The sequence below is a fragment of the Allobosea sp. Root483D1 genome, assembly GCF_001429505.1.
Lineage (GTDB): Bacteria > Pseudomonadota > Alphaproteobacteria > Rhizobiales > Beijerinckiaceae > Allobosea.
Genome location: NZ_LMJW01000022.1, coordinates 1,105,517 through 1,122,351, shown reverse-complemented (window position 1 = coordinate 1,122,351; position 16,835 = coordinate 1,105,517). Strand labels below are relative to the sequence as shown.

The window sequence follows — 16,835 nt, the reverse complement described above, 5'->3', positions numbered from 1 at the left end:
GCGCCAGCAATGGCGACGGCGAACGGGGACGTATGCTCCGCCTGGTCGCGTCCGGAAGCCGATGGCGGGATCACACCGCTGCGGGATCCAGGGGCATCAAACCGAGTTGGTCTGACATCAGGAGCCGGTGAGCAACCGGCCGCGCGGGGCGCCAGGATGCGTCCGCGGCAAGCATTGGGGACGAAGCTTATGCGCATCGAGCGCCGCCATACCACCGCTGGCCAGTCGCCTTATTCGGCGATCCCGTTCCGCTCGGCGGTGAGCGAGATCCGCAATCCCGATGGTTCGATCGTCTTCCGGCTCGAGGGCATCGAGGTGCCCGACGCCTGGTCGCAGGTCGCGAGCGACGTGCTCGCGCAGAAGTATTTCCGCAAGGCCGGCGTGCCGGCGCATTCGAAGAAGGTCGAGGAGAACGACGTCCCGTCCTTCCTCTGGCGTTCGGTTCCGGATGAGGCCGCGCTGGCGAAACTGCCTGAGGCTGAGCGCTTCGGTTCCGAGATCTCGTCCAAGCAGGTCTTCGATCGGCTCGCCGGCTGCTGGACCTATTGGGGCTGGAAGGGCGGCTACTTCTCCTCGGAGGAGGATGCGCACGCCTTCCATGACGAGCTGCGCTTTATGCTGGCCTCCCAGATGGTCGCGCCGAACTCGCCGCAATGGTTCAACACCGGCCTGCACTGGGCCTATGGCATCGACGGGCCGAGCCAGGGCCATTTCTACGTCGACTTCAAGACCGGCAAGCTCGTCAAGTCGAAGTCGAGCTACGAGCACCCGCAGCCGCATGCCTGCTTCATCCAGGGCGTGCAGGACGACCTCGTCAACGAGGGCGGCATCATGGACCTCTGGGTCCGCGAGGCGCGCCTCTTCAAGTATGGCTCGGGCACCGGCTCGAACTTCTCGATGCTGCGCGGCGAGGGCGAGAAGCTCGCCGGCGGCGGCCGTTCCTCCGGCCTGATGTCCTTCCTCAAGATCGGTGACCGGGCCGCCGGCGCGATCAAGTCGGGCGGTACCACCCGCCGCGCCGCCAAGATGGTGGTGGTCGACGTCGATCACCCCGACATCGAGACCTATATCGACTGGAAGGTGAAGGAGGAGCAGAAGGTCGCGGCGCTCGTCGCCGGCTCCAAGATCGTCCAGAAGGCGATGAAGGCGGTAATGAAGGCCTGCGTGAACTGCGAGGCTGCCGACGACGCCTGTTTCGACCCCGAGAAGAACCCGGCGCTGAAGCGCGAGATCAAGCTCGCCCGCAAGGCGCTGGTGCCGGACAACTACATCAAGCGCGTCATCCAGTTCGCCAAGCAGGGCTACACCGAGATCCAGTTCGACACCTACGACACCGACTGGGATTCGGAAGCCTATCTCACCGTTTCCGGTCAGAACTCGAACAACTCGGTCTCGCTCACCGACGACTTCCTCCGCGCCGTCGAGACCGATGGCGACTGGAACCTCATCGGCCGCACCACCGGCAAGGTCACCAAGACCCTGAAGGCGCGCGACCTCTGGGAGAAGATCGGCTACGCCGCCTGGGCCTCGGCCGATCCCGGCCTGCATTTCAACACCACGATGAACGACTGGCACACCAGCCCGGCCTCGGGACGCATTCGCGCCTCGAACCCGTGCTCGGAGTACATGTTCCTCGACGACACCGCCTGCAACCTGGCCTCGGCCAACCTGCTGCAGTTCTACGATCGCGAGGCGAAGGCCTTCGACGTCGCCGGTTACGAGCATCTCTGCCGGCTCTGGACCATCGTGCTCGAGATCTCGGTGACGATGGCGCAGTTCCCTTCGAAGGAAATCGCCGAGCTCTCCTATGAGTATCGCACGCTCGGCCTCGGCTACGCCAATATCGGCGGCCTGCTGATGACCATGGGCCTCGGCTACGACTCCGACGAGGGCAGGGCGCTCGCCGGCGGCCTGACCGCGATCATGACCGGCGTCGCCTATGCGACCTCGGCCGAAATGGCGGGCGAGCTCGGCCCGTTCCCGGGCTACAAGAAGAACGCCCAGCACATGCTGCGCGTCATCCGCAACCACCGCGTCGCGGCGCATGGCCAGGCTGCCGGCTATGAAAGCCTGCAGGTCACGCCGGTGCCGCTCGACCATGCGACGCTGGAGCGCCTCGGCGGCTCCTCGGTGACGGTGTCGGAGCGGGCGAAGGCCAGCTGGGACGAGGCGCTGGCGCTCGGCGAGAAGCACGGCTACCGCAACGCCCAGTCGACCGTGATCGCGCCGACCGGCACGATCGGCCTGGTCATGGATTGCGACACCACCGGCATCGAGCCCGACTTCGCGCTGGTGAAGTTCAAGAAGCTCGCCGGCGGCGGCTACTTCAAGATCATCAACGGCGCCGTGCCGGACGCGCTGCGGGCGCTCGGCTATCGCGAGGCTGATATCGCCGAGATCGAGGCCTATGCCGTCGGCCATGGCTCGATGAAGCAGGCGCCCGCCGTCAACCCGGGCTCGCTGCGGGCCAAGGGCTTCAGCGACGAGAAGATCGAGGCGATCGAGAAGGGGCTGAAGAGCGCCTTCGACATCAAGTTCGTCTTCAACAAGTGGACGCTGGGCGAGGACTTCCTCACCGGGACGCTGAAGGTGCCGGCCGAGAAGCTCAGCGACGTGTCGTTCGAGCTCCTGCCCTTCCTCGGCTTCAGCAAGGCCGAGATCGAGGCCGCCAACGTCCATGTCTGCGGGGCGATGACGCTGGAAGGCGCGCCGCACCTGAAGAAAGAGCACTACAACGTCTTCGATTGCGCCAATCCCTGCGGACGCATCGGCAAGCGCTATCTCTCGGTCGAGAGCCATATCCGCATGATGGCAGCGGCGCAGCCCTTCATCTCGGGCGCGATCTCCAAGACCATCAACATGCCGAACGACGCCACTGTCGAGGATTGCAAGAGCGCCTATCTGCTCTCCTGGAAGCTGGCGCTGAAGGCGAACGCGCTCTATCGCGACGGCTCGAAGCTGTCGCAGCCGCTGAACTCGGCCCTGATCGCCGACGAGGATGACGACGCCGACGACGCGACCGAGGCGCTCTACCAGCAGCCGCTGGCGGCGCGCGCCACGCAGATCGCCGAGAAGATCGTCGAGCGCATCGTCGAGCGGGTCGAGCGGGTGCGCGACCGCGAGAAGATGCCCTCGCGCCGCACCGGCTACATCCAGAAGGCGGTTGTCGGCGGCCACAAGGTCTATGTCCACACCGGCGAGTATTCCGACGGGCGCCTCGGCGAGATCTTCATCGACATGCACAAGGAGGGCGCGGCCTTCCGGGCGATGATGAACAACTTCGCCATCGCGGTCTCGCTCGGCCTGCAATACGGCGTGCCGCTGGAGGAGTATGTCGAGGCCTTCACCTTCACCCGCTTCGAGCCCTCGGGCTTCGTGCAGGGCAACCAGTCGATCAAGAACGCGACCTCGATCCTCGACTATGTCTTCCGCGAGCTGGCGATCTCCTATCTCGGCCGGCACGACCTCGCCCATGTCGATCCCTCCGAGATCGGTCATGACGTGATGGGCGGCGGCGTCGAGCAGGGCCGGGCGCCGGATGCGGCCGGGCCGATCACCTCGACCCCGCTGGCTTCCTCGGGCTTCCGCCGCGGCAAGCCGATCAACCTGCTGGCCATCCAGGGCGGGCAAGGCGGGGCCGCGAACGACGCAGTCGCCCGCGGCGGCGCCCACCTCACCGGCCTCTCGACCGTCGGCGCGACCGCGCTTAAGGAGGAGCCGGAAGAGTTCGGCGAGGCCGAGATGAGCAAGCTCGGCTTCGCCGCGCCGGCCGCCCAGCCGACCGCCTCCGAGCGCCGGGCCGAGGCGATCATGAAGGGCTATGTCGGCGACAGCTGCGGCGAGTGCGGCAACTTCACGCTGGTGCGGAACGGCACCTGCCTGAAGTGCAACACGTGTGGCTCGACGACCGGGTGTTCGTAGTCCGCTGAAGCTCAACAGCTGAAAATCGAGGCATAGTGTTGCCGCGATTGCGGGAAAAGTTCCGCGAGTGAGAGAGAAGCGCCCGGCTTGAGGCCGGGCGCTTTTTTTTGAAGCGCACCGTTGTGCCGGGTCAACGCGATACTGACAGCCACTTGGAAGCTGAAATATCTAGCCGGTATGCGCGTCGAGAACGTCCGCTGGAAGGATGCCAGTTTGTCATGGGGCGCGAGTCAGAGGCTGGCCCGTTGCGGACCTTGGGAAAGTCGGCTTTCGGTCCGGCCCCTGAGCACTGGGTCGGTCGGCTATCCGCACGTGTCACGAACCGAGCGAGGCGAGATAGCGGTCAATAGTCGAGCGCGTTCCAAACTCCCAGGTTCTCTCCAATGCCCGGCTGAACGCCTCCCGGAAGCGCCGGTCATCTCCCAGGTCGCCATAGATGTCCTGCATCGCAAGCCAGGCCTCCGGCGCGAGCCTGGCCTGCCGCGCCCGCATCGTCAGCCGCGGCCAGATCGGATCGTTCGGCGCGATAGGCTGGCCGGTCTCCGTCTCGCCATAGCAGTAGCGGCACCACAAAGCGCAGACGAGCGCGAGCCCGTCGATGGCGCGCCCGGCCTTCAGCGCATCGCGGATCGTCGGCAGGATGAACTTCGGCTGGCGGTTCGAGCCGTCGAGGCACAGACGCCGGATCGTGTCGCCGATCTTCGGATTGGCGAAGCGCCGCTCGATCGTGCTCTTGTACTGGTGCAGATCGGTCTTCGGCACCGGCGGCACCATCGGGATAACCTCGGCGTCGAGCAGTGCTGACAGAAATCGCGCGATCTGCTCGTCCGCCAGCGCTTCGTGGACGTAGTGGATATCGAGCAGGCCGGCCGGATAGGCGATCGCCGCATGGCCGCCGTTGAGGATACGGATCTTCATCAGCTCGAACGGTGCGACATCCGCAACGAACTGAACGCCAACCTCCTCGAGCCTCGGCCTGCCGGCTGGAAAACGGTCCTCCAGCACCCATTGCCGGAAGTCCTCGCAGAAGACCGGGCGGCGATCGTCGATGCCGAACTCGGCCTGCAGGCTATCGCGCTCTCGCTGCGTGGTCGCCGGTGTGATCCGATCGACCATCCCATTCGGGAAGGCGACGTTCTCCCTGATCCAGGCCGCGTCGGAGCGATCGACCAGCTCGAGGAGACCTGCGACCGTTGCCTCGGCGACATGGCCGTTGCCCGGAAGGTTGTCGCAGGACATCACGGTGAAGGGCGCGATACCGGCGGCGCGACGCCGCAACAGTGCCGCAGCGATGAGCCCGAAAGCCGTCTTCGGGCGTTGCAACCGGTCGGCGGCGTCGGCGACGATCTCCGGGTGATCGGCTGCGAAAGCCTGACTCGCCGGATCAACATAATAGCCACCCTCGGTGACGGTCAGCGAGACGATGCGGGTACGTGGATCGACGAGCTTGGCCAGAACGGTTTCGGTGTCTCCTGGTGCAACGAAGTCGAGCATCGGCGCGATGACGCGTGCCTGCGAGGATGCGGCCTCCTGCGCCACGACGGTTGTCAGGAAATCCTGTGCCGCAAGGTCGGTCCGCATCTCGGCATCGCTCTCGCGTACGCCCGCACCGATCAGCGCCCAGTCCCGGTCGAGCCCCCGCCCGAAGAGCTCGTCGAGGTAGACCGCCTGATGCGCCCGGTGGAAATTGCCGACGCCGATATGGACGATGCCGGGCGAGAGCTCGCCCGGCTGGTAGCCAGGGACCGCGACGGGACCCACGATGCCGGCCAGCGTCGCACGCGAGAGCCTGACCGCCATCGGCGTCACCTGGCCCGGGCGGCGGCCAACTGGATGACGAGATCCGGCCGGTCGCTGGTGATCTGCGAAACGGGCTGGCCGAGCCAGAAGTCGATGTCGCCGACCGTGTTCGGCACCCAGACGCCGAGGCGTTCGCGCCCGACGATGCCGAGCGCCCGGTCGAGCGTGAGGCGCAGCAGCGATTGCTCCACGGCGATGATGCAACCGAGATCGACGAACCGCTTCAGTGTCCGCTCGATCCCGCCGTAGGCTTCGCAGGAGCGGCGGTCGACCGAGGCGAGCCGGCGCATCTCGGGCGCCTTGGCCCTGATCTCCTCGATGACCTCCGGAACAAAGCAGGTCAGTACGACGCGTGCAGCGAGCCCGCGCTCCCTGACCAGCGCGATCACCTTGTCGAGCAGGCCGGGATAGGGATTGCCGAAAGCATCCATCTTCATCTCGATCTCGAGCTCGATTGTCGTCGGCGCGAAGACGTCGAGGACGGCAGGCAAGGTCGGGATCGTCTCGCTGAGCGTGTCGTGGAGCTTGACCTTTCGCAGGGCCTCGCGGCTCAGGCGCCCGACCGGTCCCTTATGGTCCGTCGTGCGCTCGAGCAGCGGGTCATGGATCACCATGATCTCGCCATCGCTCGAGAGATGCACGTCGAGCTCAACGGCTTCGACCTTGAGGCCGCAGACGTTGCGGAAGCCGCTGAGGCTGTTCTCCGCCCAGATATTGCGCGCGCCGCGATGGCCGATGATCCGCATGATGAGTTCCGTTGTCCGGGTTGACTGCTATTTGCCGCTGTCCACCAGCCCCTTCACGAACCATCGCTGGAGGATGAGGATGACGAGGGTCGGCGGCAGCATCGTCAGGAAGGCCGCATTCATCAGCAGGTGCCAGGTCGGCAACGAGTCGCCCCGCGGCATCAGCTTCTTCAGGCCGATCACCGCATTGGCCATTGCCGGGTCGGTTGTGAGCAGCAACGGCCAGAGATACTGGTTCCAGCCCATCAGGAAGAGGATGATCGCCAAGGCCACGATGTTCGAGCGCGACAGCGGCAGCAGGATCAGCCGGAAGAACTGCCACGGGCTGGCGCCATCGATGCGCGCCGCCTCGCAAAGCTCATCGGGGACCGTGAGGAAGAACTGGCGGAAGAGGAAGGTCGCCGTAGCGGAGGCGATCAGCGGCAGGATCAGGCCCGAATAGGTGTTGACCAGATTCCAGTCGAGATCGACCAGCGCCTGGACGCCGAGCCATGAGCCCAGGATGTTGAGGGGCAGCGCGACATTCGCCGCCGACTCGTAGGTCGGCACGATGCGCACCTCGATCGGCAGCATCAGCGACATGAAGATCAGCCAGAAGGCCGTCATCCGGAAGGGAAAGCGGAAATAGGTGACGGCGAAGGCTGCAATCACCGAGATCGACAGCTTCCCGATGGTGATGCCGACGGCGATGATGAAGGAGTTGAGCAGCAGCCGGCCGAAATTCGCGGTGCTCAGGACGGTCTGCATGTTCGCGAAGAACTCGGTGCCCGGCAGCCAGGACATCGGCACCCGCATGATCTCCTGCTGCGAGAGTGAGCCGGTGACGAGGACGAAGTAGATCGGCAGGCAGACGAGCGCGGCGCCCACCAGCAGGATGAGATGGCAGGCGGCGTCGATGATCGGCGTGCGTTCGTTCATCGCCGCTCCTAGACGCTGTAGTTCACGCGGCGCTCGACGAAGCGGAACTGCGCGAAGGTCAGGAACAGGGCGAGCGCCATCAGCACGACTGATTGCGCAGCGGAGGAACCGAGGTCGAGCGTGACGAAACCGTCCTGATAGACCTTGTAGACGAGGATGGAGGTCGCACCGGCCGGGCCGCCAAGGGTCGTGGCGTCGACGATGGCAAATGTCTCGAACAGCCCATAGACGAAGTTGATCACGATCAGGAAGAACAGCGTCGGCGTGATCATCGGCAGCGAGATGCGCAGAAAGCGCTGGATCGGTCCTGCCCCATCGAGATAGGCGGATTCGAGGATCGACTGAGGTACCGAGAGCAGCGCTGCGACGAGGAAGATGTAGTTGTAGCAGATGTGCTTCCACGAGGCGGCCATGACGATCAGACTGAGCGCATGCCAGGAGTTGCGGTTCGGATCCCAGTCGAATCCCAGCCCCTGCAGCATGTGCGCGACGGGGCCGACCCGGGGGTTGAATAGGAAAGCGAGCATGATGCCGGCGATCGCCGGGGCGATGGCGTAGGGCAGCAGCAGCACGGTCCGGTAGACGCCGCGTCCGCGCAGGATATGGTTCGAGGCGAAGGCGAGCAGAAGCGCGACCGAGAGCGTCAGCACGTTCTGCGCGATGGTGAAGATCAGCGTCACCTGCGCCGATGACCAGTATACGCTGCTGCGGAACAGCCGCTCGAAATTCTGGAAGCCGACCCATTGTGTGGTGGCGCCGAACGGGTCGGTCAGCTGGAAGGCCTGGATCAGCGCCCTGATGGAGGGGATGAAGAAGAACAGCAACAGGATGAAGAGCTGCGGCGCGAGCAGCCAGAACGGCAGGCGCCAGTCCCGGAAATGCGCGCGCTTCAGCCCGCTTTCGGCCTGACCGTCGCCCTTGAGGAGCAGGCGCCGGAACGGCCAGCGGAGGCGCAAAGCGCCACCGCCAGCCGCCGCGGGAAGAGCCGCCGTACTATTTCTTGCCGGCATTGAGTTGCTCGTAGCGGCGCAGCACCTCGTTGCCGCGGCCCACTGCGTCGTCCAGCGCCTGCTGCACCGGCTTCTTGCCGAGGAAGGCGGCCGAAACCTCCTCCATGATCGCGACGTTGATCTGATTGCTGTTGCCGATCCGGAAGCCGAGCGAGTTGTCGCTGGGCGTGCCGCGCATCAGCTGCACCACGGCGATCTCGCGCGTCGGGTTCTTCTGATAGTAGCCCTCCGCCTTGGCGGCGTCGTAGGCGGCGGTCGTGACCGGGACATAGCCCGTCGCCTGATGCCACCAGACCTGCGTGTCGGTCTTCGCGAGGAAGTCGTAGAAGGCGGCGATCGCCTTGTACTTCTCCGGCGTATGCCCCTTCAGGGTCCAGAGCGCGGCGCCGCCGATGACGCTGTTCTTCGGGGTCACGCCCTGCTCGTAGGGAAGCTCGGCCGCGCTCCAGTCGAACTTCGCGGCGGCGACGACCGCGGCATGCGATGCGGTCGAGGCGATGATCGTCGAGCACTCGCCCGAGGTGAAGAGCTGGATCGGGATGATGCCCTGGCCGGCGAGCTGCATCACACCGGAGCTGACCAGTCGCTTCATGCGCTCGACCTGGCCGACGAGCTTGCCCTTGTTGAAGACGAAGCTGGTGTCGAGGCCGTCCATGCCGTTGCGCTTCGTCGCATACGGGATGTCGTTCACCGCGCTGTAGTTCTCGAGGAAGCTCCACTCATAGTCGCCGGGCAGCACCATCGCGCATTTCGACACGCCTTTGGCCTTGATCGCGTCGAGCTGCGGCTCGAGCTCCTGCCAGGTCGCGCCGGGCTTGTCGAAACCGGCGGCTTTGAAGTGGTCGCGGTTGTAGAACAGGATCGGCGTCGAGGAATTGAACGGCATCGCCTGGAGCTTGCCGTCGATCGCATAGTAGCTGACCACCGGTGCGATGAATTTCGAGACGTCGACCGGGCGGCCCTGCTGCGCCATCAGCTCAGTCGTCGAGACGATGGCGCCGGAATTGACCATGGTGAGGAAGGAACGCTCGTTCGACTGCACGATCTCGGGCTGGCGCTTGGCGCGGTACGCCGCGATCGTGCCGTTCAGCACCTCGTCGTAATTGCCCTTGGCGATCGCCTTGACGATGTAGTCCTTCTGGGAATCGTTGAACTTCTTGACCAGCTCGTCGACACGCTCGCCGAGCGTGCCGCTCATCGCGTGCCAGAATTCGATCTCGGTCGCGGCCCGGGCCGTCGACAGGCCAGCCAGCAGCAGGGCACCCGCACCCGCCAGTACCGCATGGATAGGTCGCATGAAAGCCTCCCTCGTAACATTATGTGAGCATATGCTCTTTGTTGAAGCATATGCTCGCACATCGCCTTCCTATGTCAACCGGCCATGACAGGGCGATGACAGCGCGAGCAGGCTTGCCGTCACCAGGTCGATCGGGATGGAAGGTGTTGCGGCGCTCAATCGGCCAGGAGGGCGCGCGCGGTGTCCTCGTCTGTGATCAGGCCGTTGACGATGCGGCCGGCGAGGGCGGCTCGCAGTGGCGCCACCTTCGCGGCGCCGTGAGCAATGCAGATGCGCAAGCGGTCGCTGCTCGGCTCCGGCGGCACGCTGGTGACGCGCTGGTTCAGGCCCTGGTCGAGGATTCTGCCCTCGGCATCGAACGCCCAGCCGGTCACTTCGCCGACGGCCCCGGCGCGAACCAGCTCGAGCAATTCGCTGCGGGTCATGAAGCCGTCGCGATAGAGCACCGCGTCGTCGCCGATCTGGCTGATTCCCATCAGCCAGAGATCGGCCTCGCTGGCGATGGCGCGAATCCGCCGGACCGACTCGATCTCGATCAATTGCGCCCGCTCTTCCGCGCTGGAGACATAGAGCGGCAGCGGCATCGGGAAATGCTGGGCCTTGGTGATCTCGGCCAGCTTGACCAGCGTGTCGAACCGGCTCGCCGAGCCGTCCGGCGAGATGGTGCCGACGAGCGAGACCAGCCGATGCAGCGGGCAGGACATCGGCGAGACACGCTCGATGCTGGCGCGCATCGAGCGACCGGTGCCCAACGCCATCACCAGCGATTTGCGCGAGCGCAGCCAGCGCTCGATCAACAGGCCGCCGAGGGAGGCGACGCCGGAGGCTGCCGTCTCGGCCGAGCCGTCAGCTGGCGCTATATCGCAGTGCTGCAATTCGAAGCGATCGCGCAGGCGTGTCGCAAGGTCCATGCAGTCGGCGATCGGGTGGTTCATCCTGAAGCTGATCAGCCCCTCGCTTCGGCAGAGCGAGACGAGGCGCTGCGCCGCCGGCCGCGAGATGTTCAGGATCTGAGCGATGTCCTCCTGCGTCCGGCCGGCAATATAGTACAGCCAGCCGGCGCGGGCTGCGTCGTCCAGGCGCGCGTTGTCTGCGTCGGCCATGCCGTCAATCCGCATCCTGCATTGCCAGTTCGCGCCAGGATCCGAGCAATCGGTCTGCCCCAGCCTCCATCAGGGCGCTGCGCTGGTCGAGCACTGCGAAATGGCTGCCCGCAGCGAGCCCGAAAGCGGTCATGCCCGCAGCCTTGGCTGCCTTCACGCCGCTGACGCTGTCCTCGATGACGAGGCACCGCTCCGGCGCGGCGCCGCGCTCGGACGCCGCCAGCAGGAAGAGATCGGGGGCGGGCTTGCCCCGCTTCACGCGCGTAGTGCTGAAGATCCGCCCCTCGAACAGGTCCCAGAGGCCGACCTGGCACAGGCAGAGCTCGATACGCTCTTCGTCGCTGGAGGACGCGACGCAATAATCGGCGTCGAAGGCTTCGACCGCGGCGCGCACGCCGGCGATCGCCTGCAAATCCGCCCTGAAGGCCGAAAACAGCCGGGCGCGCCAATCTCGCGTGAAGCCGTCGGGGGCGGGAAGGCCCGTCATTCGCTCATAGTCCCCGATCACAGCGCTGGCCGGCCGCCCGAGATAGCGCCGCATCACATGGGGCAGATCGTAATCGGGATCGAGCGGCGAGAGAAGCTCGGCCAATATCCGGCAGCTGATGGTCTCGCTGTCGACGAGCACGCCGTCGCAATCGAGGATAACGAGGTCGAATTGACGTGGTCGGTGGGGCATGGAGTCAACAAAAATCGATCAGATGCTCTTATCAAGAACATCTGCTCGAATTTCTGTCAAACTCCTCGACCGATTAGCGCAGTCCCTGGCTGTCGCAAGCGGCCTGCCGCCAAACCACGTAATGCCGGTCATAGGTGGAAACGAGATCGGGGTCGGGATCGAAGCGCACCGCCTCGCCTGTCGGCTTCCGACAGATGTCACGAATAGGTTCGCCCGTGCAGGAGAGCCGCGCCAGCCGCGCTGCACCGAAGGCCGCGCCATGGTCGCCGTCGGCGTAGCGCTCAAGCGGAATGCCGAGCACATTGGCGAGGATCGACAGCCACAGATCGGACCGCGAGCCGCCGCCGATGACCAGCGCCCGATCGATCACAGCGTTCGCGCCTTCGAGCGCGAGCTTGCCGTCGCGGAAGGCGAAGGCGACGCCCTCCAGCACGGCCTGGGTCATCGCGTCCCGATCGGTCTCGTGCGCCAGGCGAGTGAAGCTGCCCAGCATCTGCGGGTCGTTGTGAGGGGTGCGCTCGCCAGAGAGATAGGGTGTGAACAGCGTCGAGGACGGCCGACTGGCGCGACTTCCGAGCGGCGCCAGCAACGCCGCCTCGTTGCAGCCGACGATTGCCGCCCACCAGCGTAGGCTCGCTGCCGCCGAGAGATGCACCGACATCTGGTGCCAGCGATCCGGCACTGCATGGCAGAAGGCATGCACGGCACTCTCGGCCCGTGGTTCGAACGCTTCTGTCGTGCGCCAGAGCACGCCGGAAGTCCCCAGTGAGAGGAAACAGTCACCCGGCTCGATCGCGCCCAGGCCGATGGCGCCGGCGGCGTTGTCGCCTGCCCCGGCGGCAAAAAGCGGTGGCGTGTCGAAACCGAGCTCGCGGCTGAGCTCGGCTCGCATCCGCCCGGCGGGCTGCGAGCCTTCGACGAGGGTCGGCATCTGGCTGCGATCGAGCCCCGTCGCCGCCAGCATCCGCTCGGACCAGTCGCGGGCGCCGACATCGAGCCAGAGCGTGCCGGATGCATCCGACATCTCCTCGATCGTCTCGCCGGTCAGGACGAGCCTGAGATAGGCCTTCGGCAGCAGGACCTTGCGCGTCGTTCGGAAGATCTCCGGCTCATGGCGGCGGACCCAGGCGAGCTTCGGCGCGGTGAAGCCCGGCATGGCGATGTTGCCGGTGATCTTGCGCGAAGCCGGCTCGGCCGCTTCCAGCTCGGCGCATTCGGCAGCCGAGCGGCCATCGTTCCAAAGGATGCAGGGCCGCAGCGGCCGGTCCACCTCGTCGAGAAGGACGGCGCCATGCATCTGCCCGGACAAGCCGATGCCGCGACAGGCGCGAAATGCAGGGAGATCAGCATCCCGCAACCGGTGCAAGGCCGACAGCGTCGCGCTGATCCAGTCTGCCGGATACTGCTCCGACCAAAGCGACTGCGGCCGCTGCACGGAAAGTTCAGCCGTGGCGCCGGCGAGCGCGCTCTGTCGGTCATCGACCAGGACGGCCTTGACCGAGGACGTGCCGAGATCGATGCCTATATAGCTCATGGCGATTGCCGCTGGCGCAAGGTGACGGTCAGCGCCGGAGCGCCACGGAGCCGCCGGGATAGATCAGGCTCTTGACCATACCCGCTTCGTTGGCGGCATGGCGACGGAAGGCCTCCGGCCCGTCTGTCAGGGCGAAGCGGTGGCTGACAACCGCCTCGACATCAACCTTGCCGAGCGCCACCAGCTCAATCGCGCGCGGATAGACATGGCCCATCCGGCGCGAGAACTTGATCGTCAGCCCGCGCCGGCGCGTCTCCGCCGCCGGGACGACATAGCTGTCGCCGTCGGGGATCCCAACCAGCACGACGCGCCCGCCGATCCGCGCGGCGCGCACGGCGTCGCGAAATCCCTCCGGCGCATTGGTCGCCTCGATCACCAGAGGCAGCCCTTCTCCGTCGGTCCATTTGGCGATGTCGGCGACACTCTCACCGGCCTTGCTGGCGCCCAGCTTCAGCGCCAGGGCGCGCCGATGCGCTTGAGGATCACAGGCCAGGACCTCGCCGACACCGACCGCCCGCAGCACCTGCAGGATCAGCAGGCCGATCGGCCCGCAGCCGAGCAGCGCGACGCGCTCGAGCAGGCGCGGCTTCGCCAGATCGACGGCATGGATAGCGACGCCGAGCGGCTCCAGCATGACCGCGTCGCTCGGGGTGAAATGCTGCGGCACCGGGATGATCTGCGACGTCGGCACCCAGATCCGTTCGGTCATCGCGCCATCATGGGGCGGTGCGCCGATGAAGACGACCTCGGGACAGAGATTGGGGTGTCCCGCACGACAGTGCTCGCAATGGCCACAGGCCTGATTTGGATCGACTGCGACGAGCGTGCCGCGAGCCAGACCGAGCTCGGGCAGATCCTCCGTCAGCCAGCCGCTGAACTCATGCCCTGGCACGAAGGGCGTTGCGATCACCGCCGAGCCGATCCCGCCATCCTTGTAATAATGCAGGTCGCTGCCGCAGAGTCCGACGGCGGCCACGTCGATCAGCGTTTCGCCCGGCGCGCCTTCGCGCAGATTGAAGGTCGCGACGCGCGCATCGCCGGCGGCATGCAGGAACACGGCATAGGACATTTCGGGACGGCACTCCGGTACAATCGACACTCAGATTAACAAATGTATTCTCTTATTTACATTGGTTTCGGTCAAGGCGAAAACAGCAGGCCGACAGCCCTCGGTTGTAGGGGCTGGCCAGCGCGATATAACCTCGGCAAACACAAGGACCTGCGATGCCGGAAGATGCCCAGACCCAGGTGAGAGCCGCCTGGCTGTACTACATGGAGGGGCTGACCCAGGCGGAAATCGCCGACCGGTTGAAGATGACGCGGCTACGGGTCAACCGGCTGCTGGTCGAGGCGCGCGGCAGCGGCCTCGTCAACATCACCATCAATTCGCGCCTCGAAAGCTGCGTTCGGCTGGAGCGCGCGCTGGTCGAGACCTTCGGGCTGCAGGCCGCCGTGGTGGTGCCGACGCCCGGTGACCCGGCGCTGGTGCCGGCCCAGATCGGCCGGGCCGCCGGCGAGTTCGTCTCGCGGATCATCGAGGAGCGCCCCTCCGGCGTCTTCGGCGTCGGCTGGGGCAGTACGCTGCGCGAGACGATCCGGCATATCAGGCCGGGGCAGTTCCGCGAGCTCGGCGTCACCTCGATGATGGGCGGGCTGACTTATGGCATCGAGCTCAACACCTTCGAGATCGCCAGCCAGTTCGCTCGGCTCTGGCAAGCGCAGTGTCACTACCTCGCCGCGCCGATCTATGCCGGCACGCCGCAATCGCGCGACACCATCCTGGCGCAGGACGTGTTCGAGGAGGCCTTCGCCCGCATCCGCGCCATCGACGTCTCGATCCTCAGCGCCGGCGATATGAGCGAGCGCTCGCTGCTGGTGCGCTATGGCTTGCCGCGCGATCTCGATATCGCCGAACTGACGACGCAGGGCGCGGTCGGCGACCTGCTCGGCCAGTTCATCGACAAGGATGGCAAGCCCCTCGACCATCCGATCAACCGCCGCGCCATCGCGCTGCCTCTGGAGGCGCTGACGCGCATCCCGACCGCGATTCTGGCTTCGGGGGGGAGCAACAAGGCCGCGGTCATCGCTGCCGCCCTGAAGGGCAGGCTCGCCTCGGTGCTGATCACCGACGAGCAGGCCGCGACCGCCGTGCTCGCTTTGCGCTGACGGGCTTCAGGCAGCGCGGATCGCGTCAAGCAGTTCGTCATGGATCAGGCCGTTGCTGACGACCTTCTCCAAATCTTCGTCGCGCGAATCCACGCTGGCGACGGTTGTCACTTTGCCGCCGGCCGCGCGCACCAATGGCGTCGCCGCCGCATGCGAGACGATGTCGGCCTTGAGCCCGATGAAGGCGTCGAGCCGACCGGCCGCGACCAGCGACATCTCCAGCCCTCCCGAGACCAGGATACGCACGCCCCGGCACAGGCCGGACAGCCGGCGGATGACGGCGTTGGTCCGCTCCAGATCCTCCGGCGCATAATGCGAGGTCAGGCAGATCGAGACCACGGCATCGGCCAGGCTCGTCGTTGCCGAGACGGCGGCCGGGCGGTCGTTGACCGTCGCGATGCCGCCTTCGACATAATGCGCGATAAGCCCGGCGAGCGGTGCATGGGTCAGGCCGAGCAGCGTGCGGCCCTCCTCCTGATAGGCCATAGTCACTGAAAACCAGGGCAGGCCACCGGCATAGTTCACCGTGCCGTCGAGTGGATCGATGATCCAGCGCGGCGCTGCCTCCGAGCCGGAGAAGCCGGCCTCTTCCGAGAGGATCGCCGCCCCTGGCGTCAGTTGCCGCAAGCCGTCGATGACCAGTTGCTCCGAGGCGAGATCGGCGGCCGTTACCACGTCGCGGAAGTCCTTGCGGGCAACGACGAGGTCGCCGTCCTGCATGCGGACCAGCAGCTCGGCCGCCTGCCGTGCGATCGCGGCGGACTGGTCGAGCAGTGAAAGGAGGCGGGGCTCAGGCATGGACGACCTGCGGCTTGCCGGGATAGGCGGGGTCGAGCACGAAGGGCCGACGGGGGCCATAGTTCCCGATCGGCTGGAGATGGCTGACGACGCCGGTCTCGGGGCGCCAAGCATGCACGGCGAAAGCTGGCGGTTCCATGATGAACCAGTTCTCCGTGCCGGGACGCAGGTCGAGCGCGACCTGATGGGCCGTCCCCGGCGCGACATAGCCGATCGTGCCGGCGAAACGCCGCTGGATCGGCCGATGATAATGGCCGCAGAGCACGCGCTCGATTTCGGGGTGAGCGGCGATCAGCCCGGCAAAGCTCTCGGAGACGCGGCAAGGGATCACGTCCATGCCGTCGACACCGACTGCGAAGGGCGGGTGATGCATGAAGATCAGTGTCGGGCGACCCTTCCCTTCGCCCAGGCGCTCCGCCAGCCAGACCTCGCGCTCGGCGCAGATCTCACCGCCATCCTCGCCGGCGCTCACCGTGTCGAGCCCAATCAGCCGGACCGGGAAATCCTCGACCGTGTAATGCAGGAAGCCGGCTTGCGGCAGGTAGCGGTAGTCGGCGCCAAACGCCTCGACGAAGCTTTCGCGCCGGTCGTGATTGCCTGGCAGGACATGGACCGGCATCGGCAGCCTCGACAGCGCCGCGCGCACGATCGCGTATTCCTCGGCGAGGCCGCAGTCGGCGAGATCGCCGGTGACCAGCACGCAATCCGGTGCCGGATCGAGCGCCAGAACGGCGTCGACGGCGCGCTCGATCGCGGCATTGGTGTCGACTATGCCATATGCCGGCCGGCCATGCGGCCTGGCGTGAAAGTCGCTGAGCTGGGCGATGATCATCGGGTCTTGGTCCAGTGGGCAGAAACGACGA

13 protein-coding genes are annotated in these 16,835 nt (G+C 66.0%); 2 read left to right on the top strand and 11 right to left on the bottom strand.

The annotated features are described in order from the left end of the window. Positions 1–189: 189 nt before the first annotated feature. Positions 190–3,921, top strand: coding sequence for a vitamin B12-dependent ribonucleotide reductase (locus tag ASE66_RS27950; protein WP_057192955.1), 3,732 nt, complete (start codon positions 190–192; stop codon positions 3,919–3,921). Positions 3,922–4,236: 315 nt separating this feature from the next. On the opposite strand, the gene ASE66_RS27945 is transcribed toward ASE66_RS27950, so the two are convergent. From ASE66_RS27945 to ASE66_RS27905, 9 genes are all read right to left on the bottom strand, one after another. Next, positions 4,237–5,721, bottom strand: coding sequence for a mannitol dehydrogenase family protein (locus tag ASE66_RS27945; RefSeq protein ID WP_057193474.1), 1,485 nt, complete (start codon positions 5,719–5,721; stop codon positions 4,237–4,239). 5 nt (positions 5,722–5,726) lie between these two features. Next, a complete protein-coding gene (locus tag ASE66_RS27940; protein ID WP_057192954.1) occupies positions 5,727–6,467 on the bottom strand; it encodes a glycerophosphodiester phosphodiesterase family protein in 741 nt (246 codons plus the stop codon). A gap of 27 nt (positions 6,468–6,494) precedes the next feature. Beyond that, positions 6,495–7,385: an ABC transporter permease subunit gene (locus tag ASE66_RS27935; RefSeq protein WP_057192953.1), complete on the bottom strand. Its 891-nt coding sequence runs from the start codon at positions 7,383–7,385 to the stop codon at positions 6,495–6,497. Positions 7,386–7,393: 8 nt separating this feature from the next. After that, positions 7,394–8,395, bottom strand: coding sequence for an ABC transporter permease subunit (locus ASE66_RS27930; RefSeq protein ID WP_082613777.1), 1,002 nt, complete (start codon positions 8,393–8,395; stop codon positions 7,394–7,396). Next, positions 8,379–9,692, bottom strand: a complete 1,314-nt coding sequence (locus ASE66_RS27925; RefSeq protein WP_057192952.1) for an extracellular solute-binding protein — start codon at positions 9,690–9,692, stop codon at positions 8,379–8,381. The genes ASE66_RS27930 and ASE66_RS27925 overlap by 17 nt, the downstream gene beginning before the upstream one ends. Positions 9,693–9,847: 155 nt before the next feature. Next, the gene (locus ASE66_RS27920; RefSeq protein ID WP_057192951.1) at positions 9,848–10,795 is read right to left on the bottom strand and encodes a sugar-binding transcriptional regulator; all 948 of its coding nucleotides are present in this window, start codon (positions 10,793–10,795) and stop codon (positions 9,848–9,850) included. Positions 10,796–10,799: 4 nt separating this feature from the next. Then, a complete protein-coding gene (locus tag ASE66_RS27915) occupies positions 10,800–11,474 on the bottom strand; it encodes an HAD family hydrolase (RefSeq protein ID WP_057192950.1) in 675 nt (224 codons plus the stop codon). Positions 11,475–11,547: 73 nt separating this feature from the next. Further along, positions 11,548–13,008 (bottom strand): xylulokinase, encoded by a 1,461-nt coding sequence (xylB, locus tag ASE66_RS27910; protein ID WP_057192949.1) that lies wholly within the window; start codon positions 13,006–13,008, stop codon positions 11,548–11,550. 28 nt (positions 13,009–13,036) lie between these two features. Then, positions 13,037–14,077 (bottom strand): zinc-dependent alcohol dehydrogenase, encoded by a 1,041-nt coding sequence (locus ASE66_RS27905; RefSeq protein ID WP_057192948.1) that lies wholly within the window; start codon positions 14,075–14,077, stop codon positions 13,037–13,039. A 155-nt stretch (positions 14,078–14,232) separates the two neighbouring features. Between ASE66_RS27905 and ASE66_RS27900 the strand changes: the two genes are divergently transcribed. Next, on the top strand, positions 14,233–15,174 hold the full coding sequence (locus tag ASE66_RS27900) for a sugar-binding transcriptional regulator (protein ID WP_057192947.1): 942 nt from the start codon (positions 14,233–14,235) through the stop codon (positions 15,172–15,174). A 6-nt stretch (positions 15,175–15,180) separates the two neighbouring features. Here the strand turns inward: ASE66_RS27900 and ASE66_RS27895 are convergent, their stop codons facing one another. Continuing rightward, positions 15,181–15,972, bottom strand: coding sequence for an inositol monophosphatase family protein (locus tag ASE66_RS27895; protein ID WP_057192946.1), 792 nt, complete (start codon positions 15,970–15,972; stop codon positions 15,181–15,183). After that, a complete protein-coding gene (locus tag ASE66_RS27890) occupies positions 15,965–16,804 on the bottom strand; it encodes a phosphodiesterase (protein ID WP_057192945.1) in 840 nt (279 codons plus the stop codon). Before ASE66_RS27890 ends, ASE66_RS27895 begins: the two co-directional genes overlap by 8 nt. Positions 16,805–16,835: the final 31 nt, after the last annotated feature.

What these genes read in the sequence shown, in the direction of transcription:
- ASE66_RS27950 (WP_057192955.1), top strand. Translation starts at nt 190, where the DNA reads ATGCGCATCGAGCGCCGCCATACCACCGCTGGCCAGTCGCCTTATTCG.
- ASE66_RS27945 (WP_057193474.1), bottom strand. Translation starts at nt 5,721, where the DNA reads ATGGCGGTCAGGCTCTCGCGTGCGACGCTGGCCGGCATCGTGGGTCCC.
- ASE66_RS27940 (WP_057192954.1), bottom strand. Translation starts at nt 6,467, where the DNA reads ATGCGGATCATCGGCCATCGCGGCGCGCGCAATATCTGGGCGGAGAAC.
- ASE66_RS27935 (WP_057192953.1), bottom strand. Translation starts at nt 7,385, where the DNA reads ATGAACGAACGCACGCCGATCATCGACGCCGCCTGCCATCTCATCCTG.
- ASE66_RS27930 (WP_082613777.1), bottom strand. Translation starts at nt 8,395, where the DNA reads ATGCCGGCAAGAAATAGTACGGCGGCTCTTCCCGCGGCGGCTGGCGGT.
- ASE66_RS27925 (WP_057192952.1), bottom strand. Translation starts at nt 9,692, where the DNA reads ATGCGACCTATCCATGCGGTACTGGCGGGTGCGGGTGCCCTGCTGCTG.
- ASE66_RS27920 (WP_057192951.1), bottom strand. Translation starts at nt 10,795, where the DNA reads ATGGCCGACGCAGACAACGCGCGCCTGGACGACGCAGCCCGCGCCGGC.
- ASE66_RS27915 (WP_057192950.1), bottom strand. Translation starts at nt 11,474, where the DNA reads ATGCCCCACCGACCACGTCAATTCGACCTCGTTATCCTCGATTGCGAC.
- xylB (WP_057192949.1), bottom strand. Translation starts at nt 13,008, where the DNA reads ATGAGCTATATAGGCATCGATCTCGGCACGTCCTCGGTCAAGGCCGTC.
- ASE66_RS27905 (WP_057192948.1), bottom strand. Translation starts at nt 14,077, where the DNA reads ATGTCCTATGCCGTGTTCCTGCATGCCGCCGGCGATGCGCGCGTCGCG.
- ASE66_RS27900 (WP_057192947.1), top strand. Translation starts at nt 14,233, where the DNA reads ATGCCGGAAGATGCCCAGACCCAGGTGAGAGCCGCCTGGCTGTACTAC.
- ASE66_RS27895 (WP_057192946.1), bottom strand. Translation starts at nt 15,972, where the DNA reads ATGCCTGAGCCCCGCCTCCTTTCACTGCTCGACCAGTCCGCCGCGATC.
- ASE66_RS27890 (WP_057192945.1), bottom strand. Translation starts at nt 16,804, where the DNA reads ATGATCATCGCCCAGCTCAGCGACTTTCACGCCAGGCCGCATGGCCGG.